Origin of the sequence: Kibdelosporangium persicum (assembly GCF_013280595.1) — a bacterium.
GTDB lineage: Bacteria > Actinomycetota > Actinomycetes > Mycobacteriales > Pseudonocardiaceae > Kibdelosporangium > Kibdelosporangium persicum.
In genome coordinates this window covers 23,037-39,014 of the sequence record NZ_JAAATY010000055.1, presented here as the reverse complement: position 1 = coordinate 39,014, position 15,978 = coordinate 23,037, and the positions used below count along the sequence as shown (strand labels likewise).

15 protein-coding genes and 2 pseudogenes are annotated in these 15,978 nt (G+C 68.7%); 13 read left to right on the top strand and 4 right to left on the bottom strand.

The genetic code is table 11. The features are described 5' to 3' along the window. Window positions 1-707, bottom strand: a pseudogene (locus GC106_RS45495) (hypothetical protein); the annotation flags it as partial. An 81-nt stretch (window positions 708-788) separates the two neighbouring features. Between GC106_RS45495 and GC106_RS49915 the strand changes: the two are divergent. Next, window positions 789-1,055: an HNH endonuclease gene (locus GC106_RS49915; protein ID WP_173142421.1), complete on the top strand. Its 267-nt coding sequence runs from the start codon at window positions 789-791 to the stop codon at window positions 1,053-1,055. Between the two features lie 35 nt (window positions 1,056-1,090). Further along, window positions 1,091-2,068 carry a DUF2199 domain-containing protein gene (locus GC106_RS45485; RefSeq protein ID WP_173142420.1) on the top strand — a complete coding sequence of 326 codons (978 nt, stop codon included), beginning with the start codon at window positions 1,091-1,093 and terminating at the stop codon, window positions 2,066-2,068. Window positions 2,069-2,087: 19 nt separating this feature from the next. On the opposite strand, the gene GC106_RS45480 is transcribed toward GC106_RS45485, so the two are convergent. Continuing rightward, the gene (locus tag GC106_RS45480) at window positions 2,088-2,285 is read right to left on the bottom strand and encodes a hypothetical protein (RefSeq protein ID WP_173142419.1); all 198 of its coding nucleotides are present in this window, start codon (window positions 2,283-2,285) and stop codon (window positions 2,088-2,090) included. A gap of 116 nt (window positions 2,286-2,401) precedes the next feature. Between GC106_RS45480 and GC106_RS48575 the strand changes: the two genes are divergently transcribed. Beyond that, a complete protein-coding gene (locus tag GC106_RS48575; RefSeq protein WP_246368312.1) occupies window positions 2,402-2,923 on the top strand; it encodes a hypothetical protein in 522 nt (173 codons plus the stop codon). A gap of 42 nt (window positions 2,924-2,965) precedes the next feature. Here GC106_RS48575 and GC106_RS48570 read toward each other — a convergent pair. Then, window positions 2,966-3,052: pseudogene (locus tag GC106_RS48570) on the bottom strand (hypothetical protein); the annotation flags it as partial. Between the two features lie 1,111 nt (window positions 3,053-4,163). Continuing rightward, window positions 4,164-4,415 (bottom strand): hypothetical protein, encoded by a 252-nt coding sequence (locus tag GC106_RS45470; RefSeq protein WP_173142418.1) that lies wholly within the window; start codon window positions 4,413-4,415, stop codon window positions 4,164-4,166. On the opposite strand from GC106_RS45470, the gene GC106_RS45465 reads away from it, so the two are divergent. Genes GC106_RS45465 through GC106_RS45420 form a run of 10 tightly spaced genes read left to right on the top strand, consistent with a single transcriptional unit; the run spans window position 4,396 to window position 15,974 of the window. After that, on the top strand, window positions 4,396-5,424 hold the full coding sequence (locus tag GC106_RS45465) for a LacI family DNA-binding transcriptional regulator (protein WP_173142417.1): 1,029 nt from the start codon (window positions 4,396-4,398) through the stop codon (window positions 5,422-5,424). The two genes, GC106_RS45470 and GC106_RS45465, sit on opposite strands and share 20 nt — an antisense overlap. After that, window positions 5,421-6,368 carry a carbohydrate ABC transporter permease gene (locus GC106_RS45460; protein WP_173142416.1) on the top strand — a complete coding sequence of 316 codons (948 nt, stop codon included), beginning with the start codon at window positions 5,421-5,423 and terminating at the stop codon, window positions 6,366-6,368. The genes GC106_RS45465 and GC106_RS45460 overlap by 4 nt, the downstream gene beginning before the upstream one ends. Window positions 6,369-6,373: 5 nt before the next feature. Beyond that, the gene (locus GC106_RS45455) at window positions 6,374-7,201 is read left to right on the top strand and encodes a carbohydrate ABC transporter permease (RefSeq protein WP_173142415.1); all 828 of its coding nucleotides are present in this window, start codon (window positions 6,374-6,376) and stop codon (window positions 7,199-7,201) included. Between the two features lie 31 nt (window positions 7,202-7,232). Further along, window positions 7,233-8,510, top strand: a complete 1,278-nt coding sequence (locus GC106_RS45450; protein ID WP_173142414.1) for an ABC transporter substrate-binding protein — start codon at window positions 7,233-7,235, stop codon at window positions 8,508-8,510. A gap of 50 nt (window positions 8,511-8,560) precedes the next feature. After that, a complete protein-coding gene (locus tag GC106_RS45445) occupies window positions 8,561-9,733 on the top strand; it encodes an ADP-ribosylglycohydrolase family protein (protein ID WP_173142413.1) in 1,173 nt (390 codons plus the stop codon). Then, a complete protein-coding gene (locus GC106_RS45440; RefSeq protein WP_173142412.1) occupies window positions 9,730-11,070 on the top strand; it encodes an ADP-ribosylglycohydrolase family protein in 1,341 nt (446 codons plus the stop codon). Before GC106_RS45445 ends, GC106_RS45440 begins: the two co-directional genes overlap by 4 nt. Continuing rightward, window positions 11,067-11,990 carry a ribokinase gene (locus tag GC106_RS45435; RefSeq protein WP_173142411.1) on the top strand — a complete coding sequence of 308 codons (924 nt, stop codon included), beginning with the start codon at window positions 11,067-11,069 and terminating at the stop codon, window positions 11,988-11,990. Before GC106_RS45440 ends, GC106_RS45435 begins: the two co-directional genes overlap by 4 nt. Then, the gene (locus tag GC106_RS45430; RefSeq protein WP_173142410.1) at window positions 11,987-13,933 is read left to right on the top strand and encodes an SUMF1/EgtB/PvdO family nonheme iron enzyme; all 1,947 of its coding nucleotides are present in this window, start codon (window positions 11,987-11,989) and stop codon (window positions 13,931-13,933) included. The genes GC106_RS45435 and GC106_RS45430 overlap by 4 nt, the downstream gene beginning before the upstream one ends. Further along, entirely contained in the window at window positions 13,930-15,138 is a 1,209-nt protein-coding gene (locus tag GC106_RS45425) for a CaiB/BaiF CoA transferase family protein (protein WP_173142409.1), read from the top strand. Before GC106_RS45430 ends, GC106_RS45425 begins: the two co-directional genes overlap by 4 nt. Next, complete coding sequence (locus tag GC106_RS45420) at window positions 15,135-15,974, top strand: HpcH/HpaI aldolase/citrate lyase family protein (protein ID WP_173142408.1); 840 nt, start codon at window positions 15,135-15,137, stop codon at window positions 15,972-15,974. The genes GC106_RS45425 and GC106_RS45420 overlap by 4 nt, the downstream gene beginning before the upstream one ends. Window positions 15,975-15,978 lie beyond the last annotated feature (4 nt).

Here is a 15,978-nt window from a genome sequence, read left to right as displayed (position 1 = left end):
GTCGCGTCCGACGCGGCCGAGTCGGCCCGAAGTGCAGCCGCGTGCGTGGCTGCCGCTTCGGCTTCGGCCCTGTTGGCTGCCGCGTTCGCCCGAGCGGCTGCTGCTTGCGCGGCCTGGGCCGCGGCCCGAGCCCGTGCCGCGGCACGGGTGGCTTCGGTGGCCGCACCGCGGGCGCCGGCCGCGGCGCCGGTGGCGATGTTGGCGGCGTTGCGGGCCGCGCCGGCGGCACCAGCCGCGGTCAGCGCCTCACCGCGTGCTTTGTTGGCCTCGTTCTGGGCGGTTTCGGCGTGCGGGCCGCCGCGGGCGGCGGCGGCCATGGCGTCCATCGCGTGGGCTCGTGCCTCGGCCGCGCGTTGGTCTCGTTCGGCTTGGTAGGCCTTGTCACGGCTGGTGTTGGCGTTGCGTTCCTCGGTGCGGGCGTTGGTTTCGGCCTGGGCGGCGGCGCCGTCCGCGGCTTCGGCGCGTCCGCGGGCCGCGGCCGCGATGCCTGCCTGGGTTTCGGCTTCGCCGCGCATCGCGCGCGCGACCGCGGCTTGCTGCTCGGCCCGTCCGCGGGCTGCGGCGGCGGTGGCGCGCTCGCGTTCGGCGATGGCCCGCTGGGCCGCGGCGGTCGCGGCTTCGCGTTCGGCGATGATCCGCTGCTGCCGGGTCCGCTCAAGTTCCGCGGCAGAGAGACCTTCATCAACCGGCCTAAAATTGCGGAACAAGGCCCGAACGGTGAACCAGTCTACAATATTCCCCCTGGTTCCTTCGGTGGCGTTGGAGCTGGAAAGTCAATCCCCGCGAAGTTGCTTGGTGCCTTCAATATTGGTGTAAACGCTGCATCTGGGTCTATTACGCCGCTTTGTTCGTACTGTCGATCGAATCCGGCGCAAGCCGTAGACCATGTTAGTTCAAAGAGTCACGGCGGCGATCTGACGGCGGGTAACACGACGCCTGCATGTACATTTTGTAACAGCTCGAAAAAGGATCGGATCGCGCCGCTGAACGCGCCGCCGAGCTGCAACTACAAAGAATGGCCGCCGCCATGGTGGCCGGAATGGTTCACTCGGTAGCTTGGTAAAATACGTCCGAGCGCAAGGAGTGAGCAATGGAACTGGTACGGCACAACGATCCGGCTTGGCGAGCAAAAAGTGATCACATCGCCCATGTTAGCCTTGAGCAGTTTGGGTTTCCCGGCCTGGCGGAGCAGCTGTGGCTGAAGAAATTGGAGAACGCTACCTATCAGGTTTGCTGCATCCCGTTCCGGGCGTACGGAATGGCGTTGGGGGATATCGTCGACACGACACCTGATGGGGCAACGATTATCGCGTTGAAAAAACTCTCCGGGCATCGGGCGCTGCGTGCGTTCATCCCGATGACCATCAGCGGCGGTGTCGTTGAGAAGAGTTCATCCCGTATAAACGAAGCGATCAGCACCTTGGGCGTGCTCAGAGAATGGAGTGGATCTCGACATGTCGCCGTGGACATCCCACCCGACGTCGACCCAGTCGACCTCGTTAACGTTGTTCAAGACGAAGAGAACGCTGGCAGGGTTGTATGGGAATGGGCCGACTCGCAGCGGTTCGCGACCCTGCTGAGTCCTGAATGCCCCACATGCGGAAACGAAATGGACGCGCACGATCGTCACGTGCGATTCCTTCTGCCTGAGCCGGTACTGGCTGTCTCAGGCCAGGAAAATGCACCCGGCACGTGGCTGAGTCATTCAACCCCCCACGAATCCGTGATGATGCAGGTGCCAGGCGCAGGCGCATTCGTCCGAGCATTGCTGCCGATCAAGCTGGAACAGGGACACGCCATCACGTACGGCGTGTGGCTGGCCATAGATCCAAGCAAGTTGCAATCAGTCTTCGCGGCGTGGTGGTCACCCGAATACAAAGACCTCAAGATCACCGGCTTCTTGGCGAACAGTATCCCTCCATGGGGAATGCTTGGCAGTCCCGTGGAGGCAATCGTCCGCGATCCAGACGAGACTCCGTACTGCGACAGATCGAGCGACCCACAACTCAATCGCGTCCTGCACGACGAATGGCCGCACGACGTAGTGCTCAACACCCAAGCCGAATGACGGACCGCATCGAACTGGCTCAGGCTTGTGCGACCAGACGGCCGCTGTCGGTGTTCTCCAGTCCGAGGTGCCAGCACACGTCGCGGTCGGTACTGCAGGCTAACCCTCGGAAGGTCGCGACGGTGCCCCGCCGCCGTGCACCGCCGGGTGCCATCGCGTTGTCCATCTCCGCCGCGTCGATGATTCCGTCCACGCCGTCGGGAAACAGGTCGCGCACCCGTCCGAGAAGCCGTTGCCGCGCGGAAGCACTTGATCGGCGCTGAAGTCGAAGACCATGCGCTCGCCGAAAATGTCGTCCGCGTTGGTCAAGCGGCGCGGTGATACTCGTCGAGAATGCCGCCCAACGATAGTGATGACGTGTTGTCGGTCGACTTCACCTCCGGTCTCTCCGGTTACTTCCCCAAACCTAAGAACAAGCCTCATTCGTCGCAGTTCATCCCCTTCATCTCAGGGTCAGGGCCTTCTGGTGGAGGTGGATGGCCGACCTTCAGCCCGATGCTGGTTTGGGCTATCAACTTCCAGTTCTTGCTGCTGTGCTTGTATTGGCTGTTGTCGAAGATCAAACTGCCGCCCAAGCCGGGCAAGGGCAATGGCGGAGCGAACGGCGGTGGCCCCGGCGTCCAGGTTGTCAACCCGACAGATGCCGCCCGCAAGGCAGAAGAGGGCAAGTACCGAAAGCAAACAATCCCTGTACCTGTAGGTGCCGACAATAGCGTCCACGCAGGTCAAGCGGCGTGGTGGTACTCGTGGAGGATGCCGCCGAGTCGATCTTTGTCGTTGGATGTCGAGGTGCTTGAGTACAGCTGGGTCTGGGATGGGTTGCGGTTTTGCGCGTTGTGGTGCTGCGGCATGTAGCGCGTGGTGAGGTCGATGCTGGTTGTAGAAGCGTTCGTACTCGCGGAGTGCATGTAGCAGATGTGCTTGGTGGAGGATGAGGGTGCGGTCGAGGAGTTCGGTTCGGCAGGTGCGGATCCAGCGTTCCATGATCGCGTTCATGCGGGGTACGCGGATACCGGTTGTGATGACCGTGATCCCGCTGTCAGCGAGCACGGTGTCGGAGGTGGTGGTGTATTTGTTGTCGTGATCCCGGATCAGGTACTTCACTGTGGTGGCGTCGGCGTCTTGGAGATCCATCGTGAGATTTCTGGCCAGTTGAGTGGTCCAGGCCGCGGTGGGGTGCGCGGTCGCGCCGAGGATGGGGATGCAGCGGGTGGCGCTCCATGACGGCGAGGATGGCTGTCGGGTTCGTGAGGGTTCGGGTTTCGAAGAAGTCGGCGGCGAGGATGGCGTGTGCTTGGTTGCGTAGGAAGGCGGCCCAGGTTAGGTGATCGCGGCGAGGCGCCGGTTCGGCGCCGTTGTTCTTCAGGATTTCCCAGACGGTGGAGGGAGCGATTTTGATGGCGAGGGTGGCGAGTTCGCCGTGGATGCGTCGGTAGCCCCAGTTCGGGTTTTCGCGGGCGAGTCGCAGGACGAGGGCCTGGATGCTGCGGATGGTGCGTGGTCGGCCTGGTCGCGTCGAGCGGGATGCTCGCGTGTGACGGCCGCGGAGCAGATTAGGTGCCAGCGCAAGATCGTGTCGGGGGAGACGATCAGGTGGAGCTTGCGCAGTGTTGGTCTGGGGATGCGGTGAAGGAGAGCGGCGAGGAACGCGCGGTTGGGCGGGGTGAGACGTGGCTGCCGATTTGACGCTGCAGGACTGTGTGCTGGTGGCGCAGGGCCAGGATCTCGATGTCCCTGTCGGTGCTGTTCGTCGGCGGTAACCGGAGGAACGCGAATACGCGAGTGGGTGCAAGGTAGGGGAGTCGCAGCAGCACGACGCAGCATCTTGGTGTGCCCGCCCAGTGGCGCTATCTCTGGGCCTTCGGAGATCTGCAGGTCAGGTCCCATGGATGTAGTTGTCGGCACCCACAGGGTCAGGATCTTGATGTCCTTCTCGCGGTCGGTCTTCGGCAACAGCCGCAGCGCGGCGAACGTGTGTGTGACAGCGAGATAGGCGAAGCGGACCAGCACGAGCCGTGATCATGCCGGACAGCGTCGGCGACGCTTCGATGCCTGTTCACCTCCACGGATGTACCTTTCGGCACCCACACCCGAATCAGGTCTGCCGAGATGCCTTGCCCTTGGAATCGACCAGCTCACTGTTGGCCAGTTCCATCGATGCGCGCCAGTCCCAGGTCGCCTCCCCGCCGCTCAGGTACTCGATGGCACGGTTCGTTGGTGTTGACATCTCCCGCTTGCCGGTGCCAAGATCCGCCACACACTTTTGGAAACGATTCCAGCCGAACGGACTGGTCTTGGAATCGTTTCCAACGACACGCGGAGCGACGATGACGTCAACACGAGCCACGCTCCAGCAGGTCGCCGAGCGAGCCGGGGTATCGCTGGCGTCGACCTCGCGGGCTCTGCACGGCACCGGGGCAAGCAAGGCCATGGTCGAGCGTGTGCGCGCGGCCGCTGCCGAGCTGGGCTACAGCCCGGATGCGGTCGGTCGCTCGCTGCGGATGAAGAAGACCTTCCAGATCGCGTTCGCGGTCGCCGACATCGGCAACCCCGTGTACGTCGAGATGATGCGGGCAATCCATGGCGTGCTCGCCCCGCACGGCTACCGCGTCGTGGTGATGACCACTGGCGACACCACCGGCTCGACGGCCGACTTGGTGCGGAGTCTGAACAGCGGCTTCGTCGACGGCATGGTCATCAGCCCGTTGCGAACCGACGACCGGCTCATCCAGGAGATCCAGCAGGCGGCGGTGCCCGTGGTCGTGATCGGCCGGGCACTGGGCGACCACGGCATCAGCTCGGTCTCCACGGATTCCGCGGGCGGCATCGGAGCAGCGGTGCGCCACCTGCACGCGATCGGCCGGCGCCGCGTCGGCTTCCTCAACGGTCCGCTGGACACCACTCCCGGTGAGGCCCGTCAGCGCGGGTTCGACGCGGCGGTGCGGGCCGAGGGCTTCGCCGCCGAGCGGATCGAGGTGGAGATCGCCGGCGACTTCACGGTGGCGGCCGGCCTCGAGGCCGCGCGCAGGCTCTTCGCCCGTGCCCCGGATGGCGCCGGACAGCTCGACGCCGTCGTGGCGGCCAACGACCTCCTTGCCATCGGGGTAATTCACGCCGCACGGGAGCTGGGACTGTCGGTGCCGCAGGACGTCGCCGTGACCGGCATGGACGACATCGAGATCGGACGGGTGTTCCACCCGAGCCTGACCAGCGTGTCGCTCGGCTCCACCGAGCGCGGGCGCGCCGCCGCACAGCTGATGCTCCGCCTCACCGAGGACCCGGGGCAACAGGCGCAGCAAGTCGCCGTCGGCCCGGCTCTGATCGTGCGGAAATCCACGGACGGGGGCGCACGATGACGACGCCAACGCTGGCCGAGAAGACCAAGGCGGCGCCACAGCGGCGGCGCGGGACGCTGGTGCGCGCCCGGCGGCGCGAGGCGATCGCGCTGGTGATGCCGTCGCTGATCCCCATCCTGGTGCTCAGCGTCGCACCGCTGGTGGTCGCGCTGGCTCTGGCGTTCACCGACGCCCGGCTGGTGCGCAACCCGGACTACGAGTTCGTCGGCCTCGACAACTTCGGGCGGCTGGCGGGCAACTCGTTCTTCTGGGACTCGCTGCGGATCGGTCTGATCTGGACGGTCGGCGTGACGGTGCTGCAACTCGCCGCCTCGATGGGGCTCGCGCTGCTGCTCAACTCGGGCCTGCGGCTCCAGGGGCTGACGCGGGTGCTCGCCCTCGTGCCGTGGGCGATGCCGCCGGTGGTCGTGGCGATCATGTGGCAGATGATCTACTCCGCCAACGGCGGGCCGCTCAACGCGTTCCTCGGCAGCCTGGGCCTGCCGGATGACACCAACTGGCTCGGCGACTTCGCCACCGCGCTGCCCGCCGTGATCCTCGTCGGGGTCTGGGTCGGGATGCCACAGACGACCGTCACGCTGCTCGCCGGGTTGCAGCAGATCCCGGCCGAGCTGCATGAGGCGGCGTCGATGGACGGCGCGGGCGCGTGGCGCCGGTTCACCGCGGTGACCTGGCCCAGCCTGCGGCCGATCGTCACGTCGATCACGTCGCTGAACTTCATCTGGAACTTCAACTCGTTCTCCCTGGTCTACGTGCTGACCGAAGGCGGTCCGGGCGGCCGGACCATGGTCCCGATCCTCTTCACCTACCTCGAGGCGTTCAAGAACCGCAACATCGGCTACGCGGCCGCCATGGGCGTCGTGCTGGTGATCGTGATCGTGCTCCTCCTGGCCATCTACCTGCGGTCGCAGTTCCGCGACGACCGCACCGAGCGGAGGGGCTGACGACCATGCGTGCCCTCGCGCGTCCTGCCCAGTACGCGGCCCTGCTGCTGTACATCCTGTTCCTCGGGTTCCCGTTGCTGTGGCTGATCTCCGCCTCGGTGAAGTCCTCACGGGAGCTCAACTCCCTGACCGTCAGCCTGCTGCCGCAGCAGTGGCACTGGGAGAACTACGTCGAGGCGCTGTCCCGGCAGGGGCTCGTCCACTCCGCATGGAACAGCCTCGTCGTGGCGCTGGTGGCCACGGCCGTGGTGGTCGTGATCGCCCTGCCCGCGTCCTACGTGCTCGCCCGGCTGCGGGGCAAGGTGCGCGCGGCCGGGGTCGGCTGGATCCTGGTGAGCCAGGTCTTCCCGGTCGTGCTGGTCATCCTGCCGCTGTTCCTCATCCTGCGCACGATCGGGCTGGCCGACAGCCTGGCCGGGCTCACGCTCGTGCACGTGACCTACATGCTGCCGTTCGCCCTGTGGATGCTGCAGGGCTACGTCTCCGCGATCCCCGTCGAACTCGAGGAAGCCGGGGCAGTGGACGGCGCGAGCCGGGTCACGGTGCTGCGCACGATCGTGTTCCCGTTGCTGGCGCCCGGGATCGCCGCGACGGCGATGTTCAGCTTCGTGTCGTCGTGGAACGAGTTCTTCTTCGCGCTCGTGCTGCTGCAGTCGCCGGAGAACTACACCCTGCCCATCACACTCAAGATGTTCATCGGCGGTGAGGGCAAGGTCGCGCTCGGGCCGCTGGCCGCGGGCGCCGTGCTCGCCGCCGTCCCCAGCATCGTCTTCTTCACCCTCCTGCGGCGCAGGCTCACCAGCGGGCTGATGGCCGGCGCGGTGAAGGGCTGAAACCGTGCCCTCCAACACGAAAGGTCGACCAATGAAGTCTCGACGCGTGGTGACCGCCGCGCTCCTGGCCGTCTCGAGCCTGCTGCTCACCGCCTGCGGCGGGGACAGCGGTGACTCCGCCGGCGGTCCGGTGACCCTCACGTTCCAGTCCTTGTCCGACCAGCCTGCGGCCATCGCGGCGACGACCAAGATCGTCGACGACTGGAACAAGTCCCACCCCGACGTGCAGGTCAAGGTCGTGCAGGCGGGCTGGGACGGCGTCTACGACAAGCTGATCACCCAGTTCAACGCCAACAGCGCGCCCGACATCATCCACTACGAAGCAGCCGGGGTCGTGCCGTTCGCGGCCGACGGGTACCTGGCCGACCTGACCCCGTACGTGTCCGAGCAGAAGCGCGCGGACATCCCGAAGGGCGTCATGGACTCGGTGACCGTCGGCGGCCAGGTGATCGCCTACCCGACCGAGCTGCAGTCCTATGTGGTCTTCGCCAACCGGGCGCTGCTGCAGAAGGCGGGTGTGACGATTCCGTCGGGCGAGACGATGACCTGGGACCAGCTGCGCGAGATCGCCAAGGTGACCACAAGGGACGGCGCCTACGGTCTCGGCTGGGGGCTGTCGAGCCCGACGGCGGCGTTCGTGGCGCTCGCGCCGGGCTTCGGCGGGAAGTACTTCGAGGGCACCGGCCGGGACGCGAAGGCCGTGGTCGGCACCGGTGAGCTGGCGCTGCCCAAGCTGGTCGACGCGATGGCCCAGCAGGACAAGTCGGTCCTCCCGGTCACCCTGACCCAGTCCGGCAGCAAGGTGCTCGCGTCCTTCTACGCGGGCCAGGTGGCGATGACCGTCCAGGGTTCGTTCCAGGCCGCCAACATCGCCAAGGACGCGCCCGCGGGCTTCGACTGGGTCGTGCTGCCCCCGCTCGCCGGCCCGGCAGGCCCCGCGCAGGCCGCCAACCCGCAGACGCTGTCGGTGAACAAGGACTCCGCGCACGTCAAGGAAGCCGCCGAGTTCATCGACTTCTTCACCAGCACGGAGAACCTGGCCGCACTCAACGAGGCCGACGCGCTGATCCCGCCGACCACCTCCGCGCGCGAGGCGCTGACCGCCAAGCTGGGGTCGAAGAACGGCTGGAACGCCATCCTGTCCTCCGGCAAGCACCTGACCTCCGCGCCGTACCTGTTCGTCGACAAGTACGCGCAGTGGAAGGACACCGTCGCGACCCCGGCGTTCCAGCGGTTCCTCGGCAGGGAACTCGACGCCGACGGTCTCGCCCGTGCGCTGCAGGACGGCTGGCAGACCATCTCGAGGTAGTAGTGACGATCCACTGTGGACCGCACGGAACTGGAAGGGGAGCGGAGCCGGTGACCTGGCTGGAAGACCGAGCGGTGGCTGTGATCACCGGAGCGGCCGTGGGGGACGCGCTCGGCGGCGCCACCGAGGGATGGACACCCGAGCAGATCGAGGAGCGGCATGGCGGCCGGGTGACCGGCATCGTCGGGCCGTGGTACCCGAACTGGCGGGACGCCCGGCCCATCGCGCCGTATCACAAGGGCGACGGGCACGTCACCGACGACACGCTCATGACACGTGCGCTGGTCGAGGTGTACGCGAAACGCCGCGCGCACCTCGACGCGTACGCCATGGCCGAGGACCTGGTGCCGCTCATGATCGGCGAGCCCCGGTGGGTCCCCGAACTGGAGTCGACCGCGCTGTTGCTCCAGCGCGTGTTCCTCGCGGAGAAGTGGATCGTCGCCCGGCTCCACTATGGACACGTCGATCCACGCGAGGCCGGTGTCGGCAACGTCGTCAACTGCGGAGCGGCGATGTACGTCGCACCGGTCGGGATCGTCAACGCCGGCGACCCGCGCGGTGCCTACGCCGAGGCTATCGACCTCACCGGCGCCCACCAGTCCAGCTACGGGCGGGAGGCGGCCGGCGTCCTCGCGGCGATGGTCGCCGCTGCGGTCGCGCCCGGCGCTGGGCTCGACGACGTGGTCACGGCCGCTCTCGACGTGGCGCACGACGGGACTGCGGCGGCGATCCGTGCCGTGGTCGACGCCTTCGACGGCTGGACCACGCCGCCGCGAACGGACGAGGAGGAGCGGGCTCTGGCCCGTCTCGTCCGGGACACAGTGGCCCCGTTCGACTCGGTCGGGCCGCACTACCGGCAGATGTCGCTCGACTCCCGGCGGCCGTCGCGGACGAAGTCGATCGAGGAACTGCCCGCCGCGCTCGGGCTCGTGCTGGGCCACCGGGGCGACTACCGCGGTGCGGTCCTCGCCGCGGTCAACTACGGCCGGGACGCGGACTCGGTCGCGGCCATGGCGGGAGCGGTCTGCGCTGGCCTCGGCGGGTCCGCTGTCGTGCCCGCCGAGTGGCTCGACGCCATCAGCGAGGCGAGCCGGATGGACATCCGCGAGACCGGGCTCCTCATGGCCTCGGCGGCTGCGGACATCCTGCGGGCCGACCGCGAACGGGCGCTCGCGCGGCTGCACACCCTCGACTCGCTCGACGACGCGGTGGTGGGGGCATGAGGCTCACGTGGGCACAGCCCGAGGACCTGCTCGCGCACGAGTTCGTCCAGTCCGCCGCGGAGGGCAAGGACATCGCCATCGTGCGGGCTCGCTGGGTGGCGGCTGGCGGCGACCCGACACCCGCGGTGAGCGGTGCAGGGCCGGCACCTGCGACGCCCGCGCTGCGGGCGCTCGCGCGGGAACTGCTCGATGAACTCGACGCGCTTCCCGTACCGCACGCCGCCGAGGAGCCCGACGACTGGGAAGCCATCCTCGCCCTGCTGCCGCAGGCTCCGGACCTGCCCTCACCCGGCGATGACCGCACGCTCGGAGCGTGGATCGGCCGCGCGGCCGGGTGCCTGCTCGGCAAGCCGGTCGAGAAGATTCCGCGTGCGGGCATCGAGGAGATCCTGCACGCGACGGGACGCTGGCCGCTCGACCGGTACTTCACCGCGGCCGGCCTTCCCGGCGAGGTGGCCGCGCGCTGGCCGTGGAACCGGCGGTCCGCCGGGACCTCGCTGGAGGAGAACATCGACGGGATGCCGGAGGACGACGACCTCAACTACCCGATGCTCGCGCTCACGCTGCTCGAGACGCGCGGCCGTGACTTCACCACCGAGGACGTCGCCCAGTTGTGGTTGGACAACCTGCCTGCGGGCCGGGTCTTCACCGCGGAACGCACCGCGTACCGCAATGTGCTCGACGCTCGTCCCATACCCGAGACCGCGAAGCACCACAACCCGTTCCGCGAGTGGATAGGCGCGTTGATCCGCGCCGACGTGTTCGGATGGGTCTCGCCGGGTGACGTGCGCGCCGCAGCGCGCCTTGCCTGGACCGATGCCCGGCTCAGCCACACGCGCAACGGCGTGTACGGCGCGATGTGGGCCGCGGCGCTTGCTTCGGCCGCGATGGTCTGCGACACGGTCGAAGAGGTCCTCGACGCGGCCGAGGCGGTCCTGCCGCCCGGCAGTCGGCTGGCGCAAGCCGTCCACTTCGGACGGAAGGCCACCGAAGGCGGTGTGCGCGACGGTCTTGATCGCCTCCACGCGGAATACGGCGACCTGCACTGGGTGCACGTGCTCAACAACGCTTCGATCATCGCGTACGCGCTCGCGAAGGGCGGTGGGGAATTCGGACCGAGTGTGTCCATTGCGGTGACGGCCGGATGGGACACCGATTCGGCGGCGGCCACGGTCGGAGGCGTCGTGGGTGCGCTGCGCGGAGCCGACGGAATCGGTGCACAGTGGACCGAACCGCTCGACGGCCGGATAACGACATCGCTGCCCGGCGGGGAGCAGCGCATAGTTGATCTCGCGGCGCGCACCGCCGCGCTCGCGTCGAAACGGGGTGACTCGTGACCACGCGCGGCCGGGTCGTGGTCGTCGGCTCGGCGAACGTCGACCTCGTAGTCGACGTTCCCCGGCCGCCGCGCGGCGGGGAGACGATTCTCGGCGGCGACCTGCGCCGCAACCCCGGCGGCAAGGGCGCCAACCAGGCCGTGGCCGCCGCGCTCGCAGGCGGCGCGGAGACGACTTTCGTGGGCGCGCTCGGTGCGGACGACTCCGCCGATCTCCTCCTCACCTCGCTGGAACGCGCGGGCGTCCGCACGGACCTCACAGGCAGAGCCGACGCCCCGACAGGCACGGCGTTGATCACAGTCTCCCCGGATGGGGAGAACACCATCGTCGTCGCTCCCGGTGCCAACGCCCGTCTGGAACTCGACACCGCGCGGACTGCGCGGATCGCGGCCGCGGACGTCGTGCTCGCCCAGTTGGAGATCCCGCTCGACGTGGTCCGCGGGGCCTCGGCCGCACGGGGGCCGGGTGTCCTCATGGCACTCAACGCCGCACCGGCGCAGGCTCTGCCAGACGATGTCTGGGACGCGATCGACCTGCTCATCGTCAACGAGCACGAGGCAGTCGAACTGACGCAGGCCGCGGGCTCCGCAGCGGAGCTGGCGGCGATGCTGCTGGAGCGTGTCTCCGCCGTCGTCATCACGCTTGGTCGTGGGGGTTGCGTTGTTGCCGAGAAGGGGCGCGATCCGTTGCGAATCCCGGGTTTCTCCGTCGATGCCGTCGACACCACGGGTGCGGGTGACACGTTCTGCGGCGTGCTCGCCGCAGCACTGGCGCGCGGGCTCGAACTCGCCGAGGCGGCGAGGCTCGCCTGCGCGGCCGGTGCATTGGCGGTCACCCGGCCCGGTGCTCAGTCCGCCGTCCCCACCGCCGCGGAAGTCGCGGCGCTTGCCGCGCTCGATTCGGGAGGGGATGCACGGTGACCTACACGTTCGACCCGCTGGTTCCGCGTCCGATCGACCGGCCCACCGGGGTGCCGCTGAGCGGGCCGCTGACCGCCGAGCAGCTGGTCGCGCTGGACGAGGCCAAGATCTTCGCCGGACCGCCGGATCCGGCCGACCGGCCCGCGTGGCGCGACCGGCTGCGGCAGTGGCGTGCGGACGCGAAATCCCGCCACGGGTACACCGGGTCGGCCTACGACCGTCCGGGTGCGGCCTGGGCGTCGCGCTGCCACATCGTCGCCCAGGTATGGCTGTGGGACGAGCTGCTCTACTCGTTCGAGCAACACCAGTTCACCCCCAAGCGTTTCCTCGCCGACGCACACGAGCGCTTCGGAGGTCTCGACGCGGTCGTGCTGTGGCACGCCTACCCCGTCATCGGGCTCGACGACCGCAACCAGTGGGACTTCTACCGGGATGTCCCGGGCCTGAGGGACCTCGTCGACGACCTGCACGACGCGGGCGTCCGTGTGTTCGTCGACTACAACCCGTGGGACGTCGGTACGCGGCGCGGCGGTGACGACCTCACCGAGCTGGCGTCGCTCGTGGCGGATCTCGGTGCGGACGGCGTTTTCCTCGATACCCTCAAGAAGGCCGAGCCCGAGTTCGTCGAACGGCTGGAGGCGGCCCGGCCCGGGATCGTGCTCGAAGGCGAGTCCAAGTTGCCGGTCGAGCGCGTCGAGGACCACTCTTGCTCGTGGGCCCAGTTCTTCGCCGACTCGCCGGTGCCGGGGGTTCTGCGCGCCCACTGGTACGAGCGGCGGCACATGCAGCACCACGTCCGCCGCTGGCACCGGGACCACTCCGAGGAACTGCACTCCGCCTGGCTGAACGGCGTGGGGGTCATGGTCTGGGAAGTCGTCTTCGGCGTCTGGGTCGGTTGGTCGCCGAGAGACGCCGCGACCGTTCGCCGCATGGTGACCGTTCAACGCGCTGCCGTTGACCTGCTGCTGCGCGGCGAGTGGACGCCGTTGGCCGAACTGGCCCCTGAGGCTGAGTCCGCCGGGGTCTACGCCTCGCGGTGGGAGTTGGCCGGCTTGACACTGTGGACGGTCGTCAATCGCGGTGCGGAGGACTACAACGGTCCGTTGGTACCGCCGACCACGGGAACGGTCGTCAACCTCCTCGGCGGGGGAGTACCGGCGCGCGGGATCGCCGCGTTGCTGCGGATCTCGCCGGGCACCCCCGAACCGGACTGGCTGCGGGGCCTTCCCGACCTGCCGCACGACCCGGACGCCCGCTTCCCACACCGGCTCGCGACTCGGCGAAAGCCGGAACCCACTGTAGGCGAACCCCATCAAGACACCGTGATCGTCCCTTCAGGACCTTACGTGCTCACGATGCGCTACAGGGCAAGGGAAACCGGGATGTACCAGGGAGCGCCCTACGTCGACGAGTGGAAGCCTCTCCCGCCGAGGTTGCATGACGCGCGCACGCTGCAGCGGGCAGGCGAACTCGCCACCGCCGTGGCGGTCGGCGCCAGCGAGGTCACCAACGCCGAGTTCGCGGCTTTCCTCGACGCAACGGGGTACCGGCCTGCGCAGGCGCATCGCTTTCTCATGCACTGGGACCAGCGGACCGGCCACGAACCGGTGACCTTTGTGGACCTTGACGACGCCCGCGCGTACTGCGCATGGCGGGGCGGCCGGTTGCCCACCGAGGACGAATGGCAACTCGCGGCCGAGATTGGGCGGCTGCGCCGCGGCGAGCCCGCGGTGTGGAACTGGACGGAGAGCGAGCACAGTGACGGACGGACGCGTTTCGTGATGCTGAAGGGCGGTAGTGATTTCCGGGCCGAGGGCTCGGACTGGTACGTCGAGGGCGGACGACAGGACCCCGGCTACGCGGTCAAGCTGCTCCTGCCAGGTCTGGGCTTGGCGCGCAGTGCGTCCGTCGGCTTCCGGTGCTGCTGGGAGGTGCCGCGGTGACGGTGTCCCGTAATCCCGCGGACGGTGCCCTGGCGGGTCTCCGGGTTGTCGACGCGGCCACGCTCTTCGCCGGTCCGATGGCAGCGATGCACCTCGGCGACATGGGCGCTGACGTCGTCAAGGTCGAGCACCCCCAGAAGCCCGACCCGTCCCGCACCCACGGCGCCGCCAAGGACGGTGTCAACCTGTGGTGGAAGACGCTTGGCCGGAACAAGCGCACCATCACGGCGAATCTCGGTCAGCCTGGCGGTCGCGAGGTGTTCCTCGCGCTCGCCTCGCAGGCGGATGTCGTCATCGAGAACTTCCGGCCCGGCACCCTTGAGCGGTGGGGACTGGGCTACGACGAGCTGTCGGCGCGCAACCCGCGGCTCGTGCTCGCCCGTGTCACGGGATTCGGGCAGGTCGGGCCGTACCGGTCCCGGCCCGGTTTCGGCACCCTCGCCGAGGCGATGAGCGGGTTCGCGGCGATGACGGGGGAGCCGGACGGACCGCCCACCCTTCCCCCGTTCGGGCTGGCGGACGGCATCGCGTCGCTGGCCACCGCCTACGCGATCATGGTCGCGCTCGCCGCGCGCGAGCGGTCCGGGCGCGGCCAGGTGGTCGACACCGCGATCGTCGAGCCCATCCTCGCGATGCTCGGCCCGCAGATCACCCGATGGGATCAGCTGGGCACGGTGCAGCCGCGCACCGGCAACCGGTCGGCCAACAACGCACCGCGCAACACCTACCGCACCCGGGACGGCCATTGGGTGGCAGTGTCCACTTCGGCCCAGTCGGTGGCCGAGCGGGTCGTCCGGCTGGTCGGCAGACCGGACTTGGCCGGCCAGCCCTGGTTCGCGAGCGGAGCCGCCCGGGCCCAGCACGCGGACGAACTTGACGACGCCGTGGGCGGGTGGATCGCCCAGCGCACCCGCGACGAGGTGGTCGCCGCGTTCGAGGAGGCACAGGCGGCCGTCGCGCCGATCTACGACGCCTCGGACATCGTCGCCGACCCGCAGTTCCAGGCGCTCGGCACGATCCACCCCGTCGAGGACCCGGAACTCGGGCCGACACTCGTGCAGAGCCCGTTCTTCCGGCTGTCGGACGATGCAGGCGTGATCGCGTTCACCGGACGGCCGCACGGCGCCGACACCGACGCGGTCCTCGGCGAGCTCGGGTTCGGCCCGGAGCGCGTGGCGCGACTCCGGGCCGAGGGGGCGATATGACCGAACCGCCTGCGCTGACTCTGTTGTATGTGCCCGCCGATCGGCCGGACCGGATCGCGAAAGCGCTTGCGTCGACAGCGGATGTCGTGCTCGTGGATCTGGAGGACGCTGTTGCCCCGTTCCACAAGGACGAAGCGCGTGCTAACGCCGTGCGCGTGCTCGCGCAGGCGTCGGCGTCGCGCCGGATCCAGGTGCGGGTCAACCACCCGAGCACGCCGTGGCACGAGGACGACATCGCCGCGCTCGCAGGCCTGCCCCTCCCGGTGGGAGCCAGGATTCCCAAAGTCGAGTCGCCCGAGGAGATCCGTGCGCTCGCGACCGCGTTGCCTGGGCGGGCATTGCACCCGCTGATCGAGTCAGCGATAGGTGTCGAGCGGGCGCTGGAGATCGCCACGGCCGCGCCAGGCGTCGCGTCGCTGGCCCTCGGCGAGGCGGACTTGCGCTCGGACCTGGGAGTGGCCGACGACGCCGGGCTGAGCTGGGCACGCAGCCGGATCGTCGTCGCGGCCCGCGCGGCACGCCTGCCACCGCCCGCGATGTCCGCCTACCCCAACGTGCAGGACCTGGCCGGCCTCGCGGCGTCCTGCCGGGCCGGACGCGCGCTCGGTTTCCGCGGCCGCACCGCGATCCACCCAGCGCAGCTGGAGACGATCCGAGCCGCGTTCCTGCCGACGGCCCAAGAGGTCGAACGCGCACGGGAAGTGGTGGCACGCCTGGACAACGCGATGACGGCCGGCGTCGGCGCGATCGCCCTCGCGGACGGCACGTTCCTGGACGTGGCAATGCTCGAACAGGCGCGGACCGTCCTCGCACTGGCTGCTCAGTCGAGTTCCTGACCGT

Coding starts and splice junctions, on each gene's coding strand:
- GC106_RS45460 (WP_173142416.1), top strand. CDS start 5,421: ATGACGACGCCAACGCTGGCCGAGAAGACCAAGGCGGCGCCACAGCGG.
- GC106_RS45465 (WP_173142417.1), top strand. CDS start 4,396: ATGACGTCAACACGAGCCACGCTCCAGCAGGTCGCCGAGCGAGCCGGG.
- GC106_RS45455 (WP_173142415.1), top strand. CDS start 6,374: ATGCGTGCCCTCGCGCGTCCTGCCCAGTACGCGGCCCTGCTGCTGTAC.
- GC106_RS45485 (WP_173142420.1), top strand. CDS start 1,091: ATGGAACTGGTACGGCACAACGATCCGGCTTGGCGAGCAAAAAGTGAT.
- GC106_RS48575 (WP_246368312.1), top strand. CDS start 2,402: ATGCCGCCCAACGATAGTGATGACGTGTTGTCGGTCGACTTCACCTCC.
- GC106_RS45450 (WP_173142414.1), top strand. CDS start 7,233: ATGAAGTCTCGACGCGTGGTGACCGCCGCGCTCCTGGCCGTCTCGAGC.
- GC106_RS45440 (WP_173142412.1), top strand. CDS start 9,730: ATGAGGCTCACGTGGGCACAGCCCGAGGACCTGCTCGCGCACGAGTTC.
- GC106_RS45420 (WP_173142408.1), top strand. CDS start 15,135: ATGACCGAACCGCCTGCGCTGACTCTGTTGTATGTGCCCGCCGATCGG.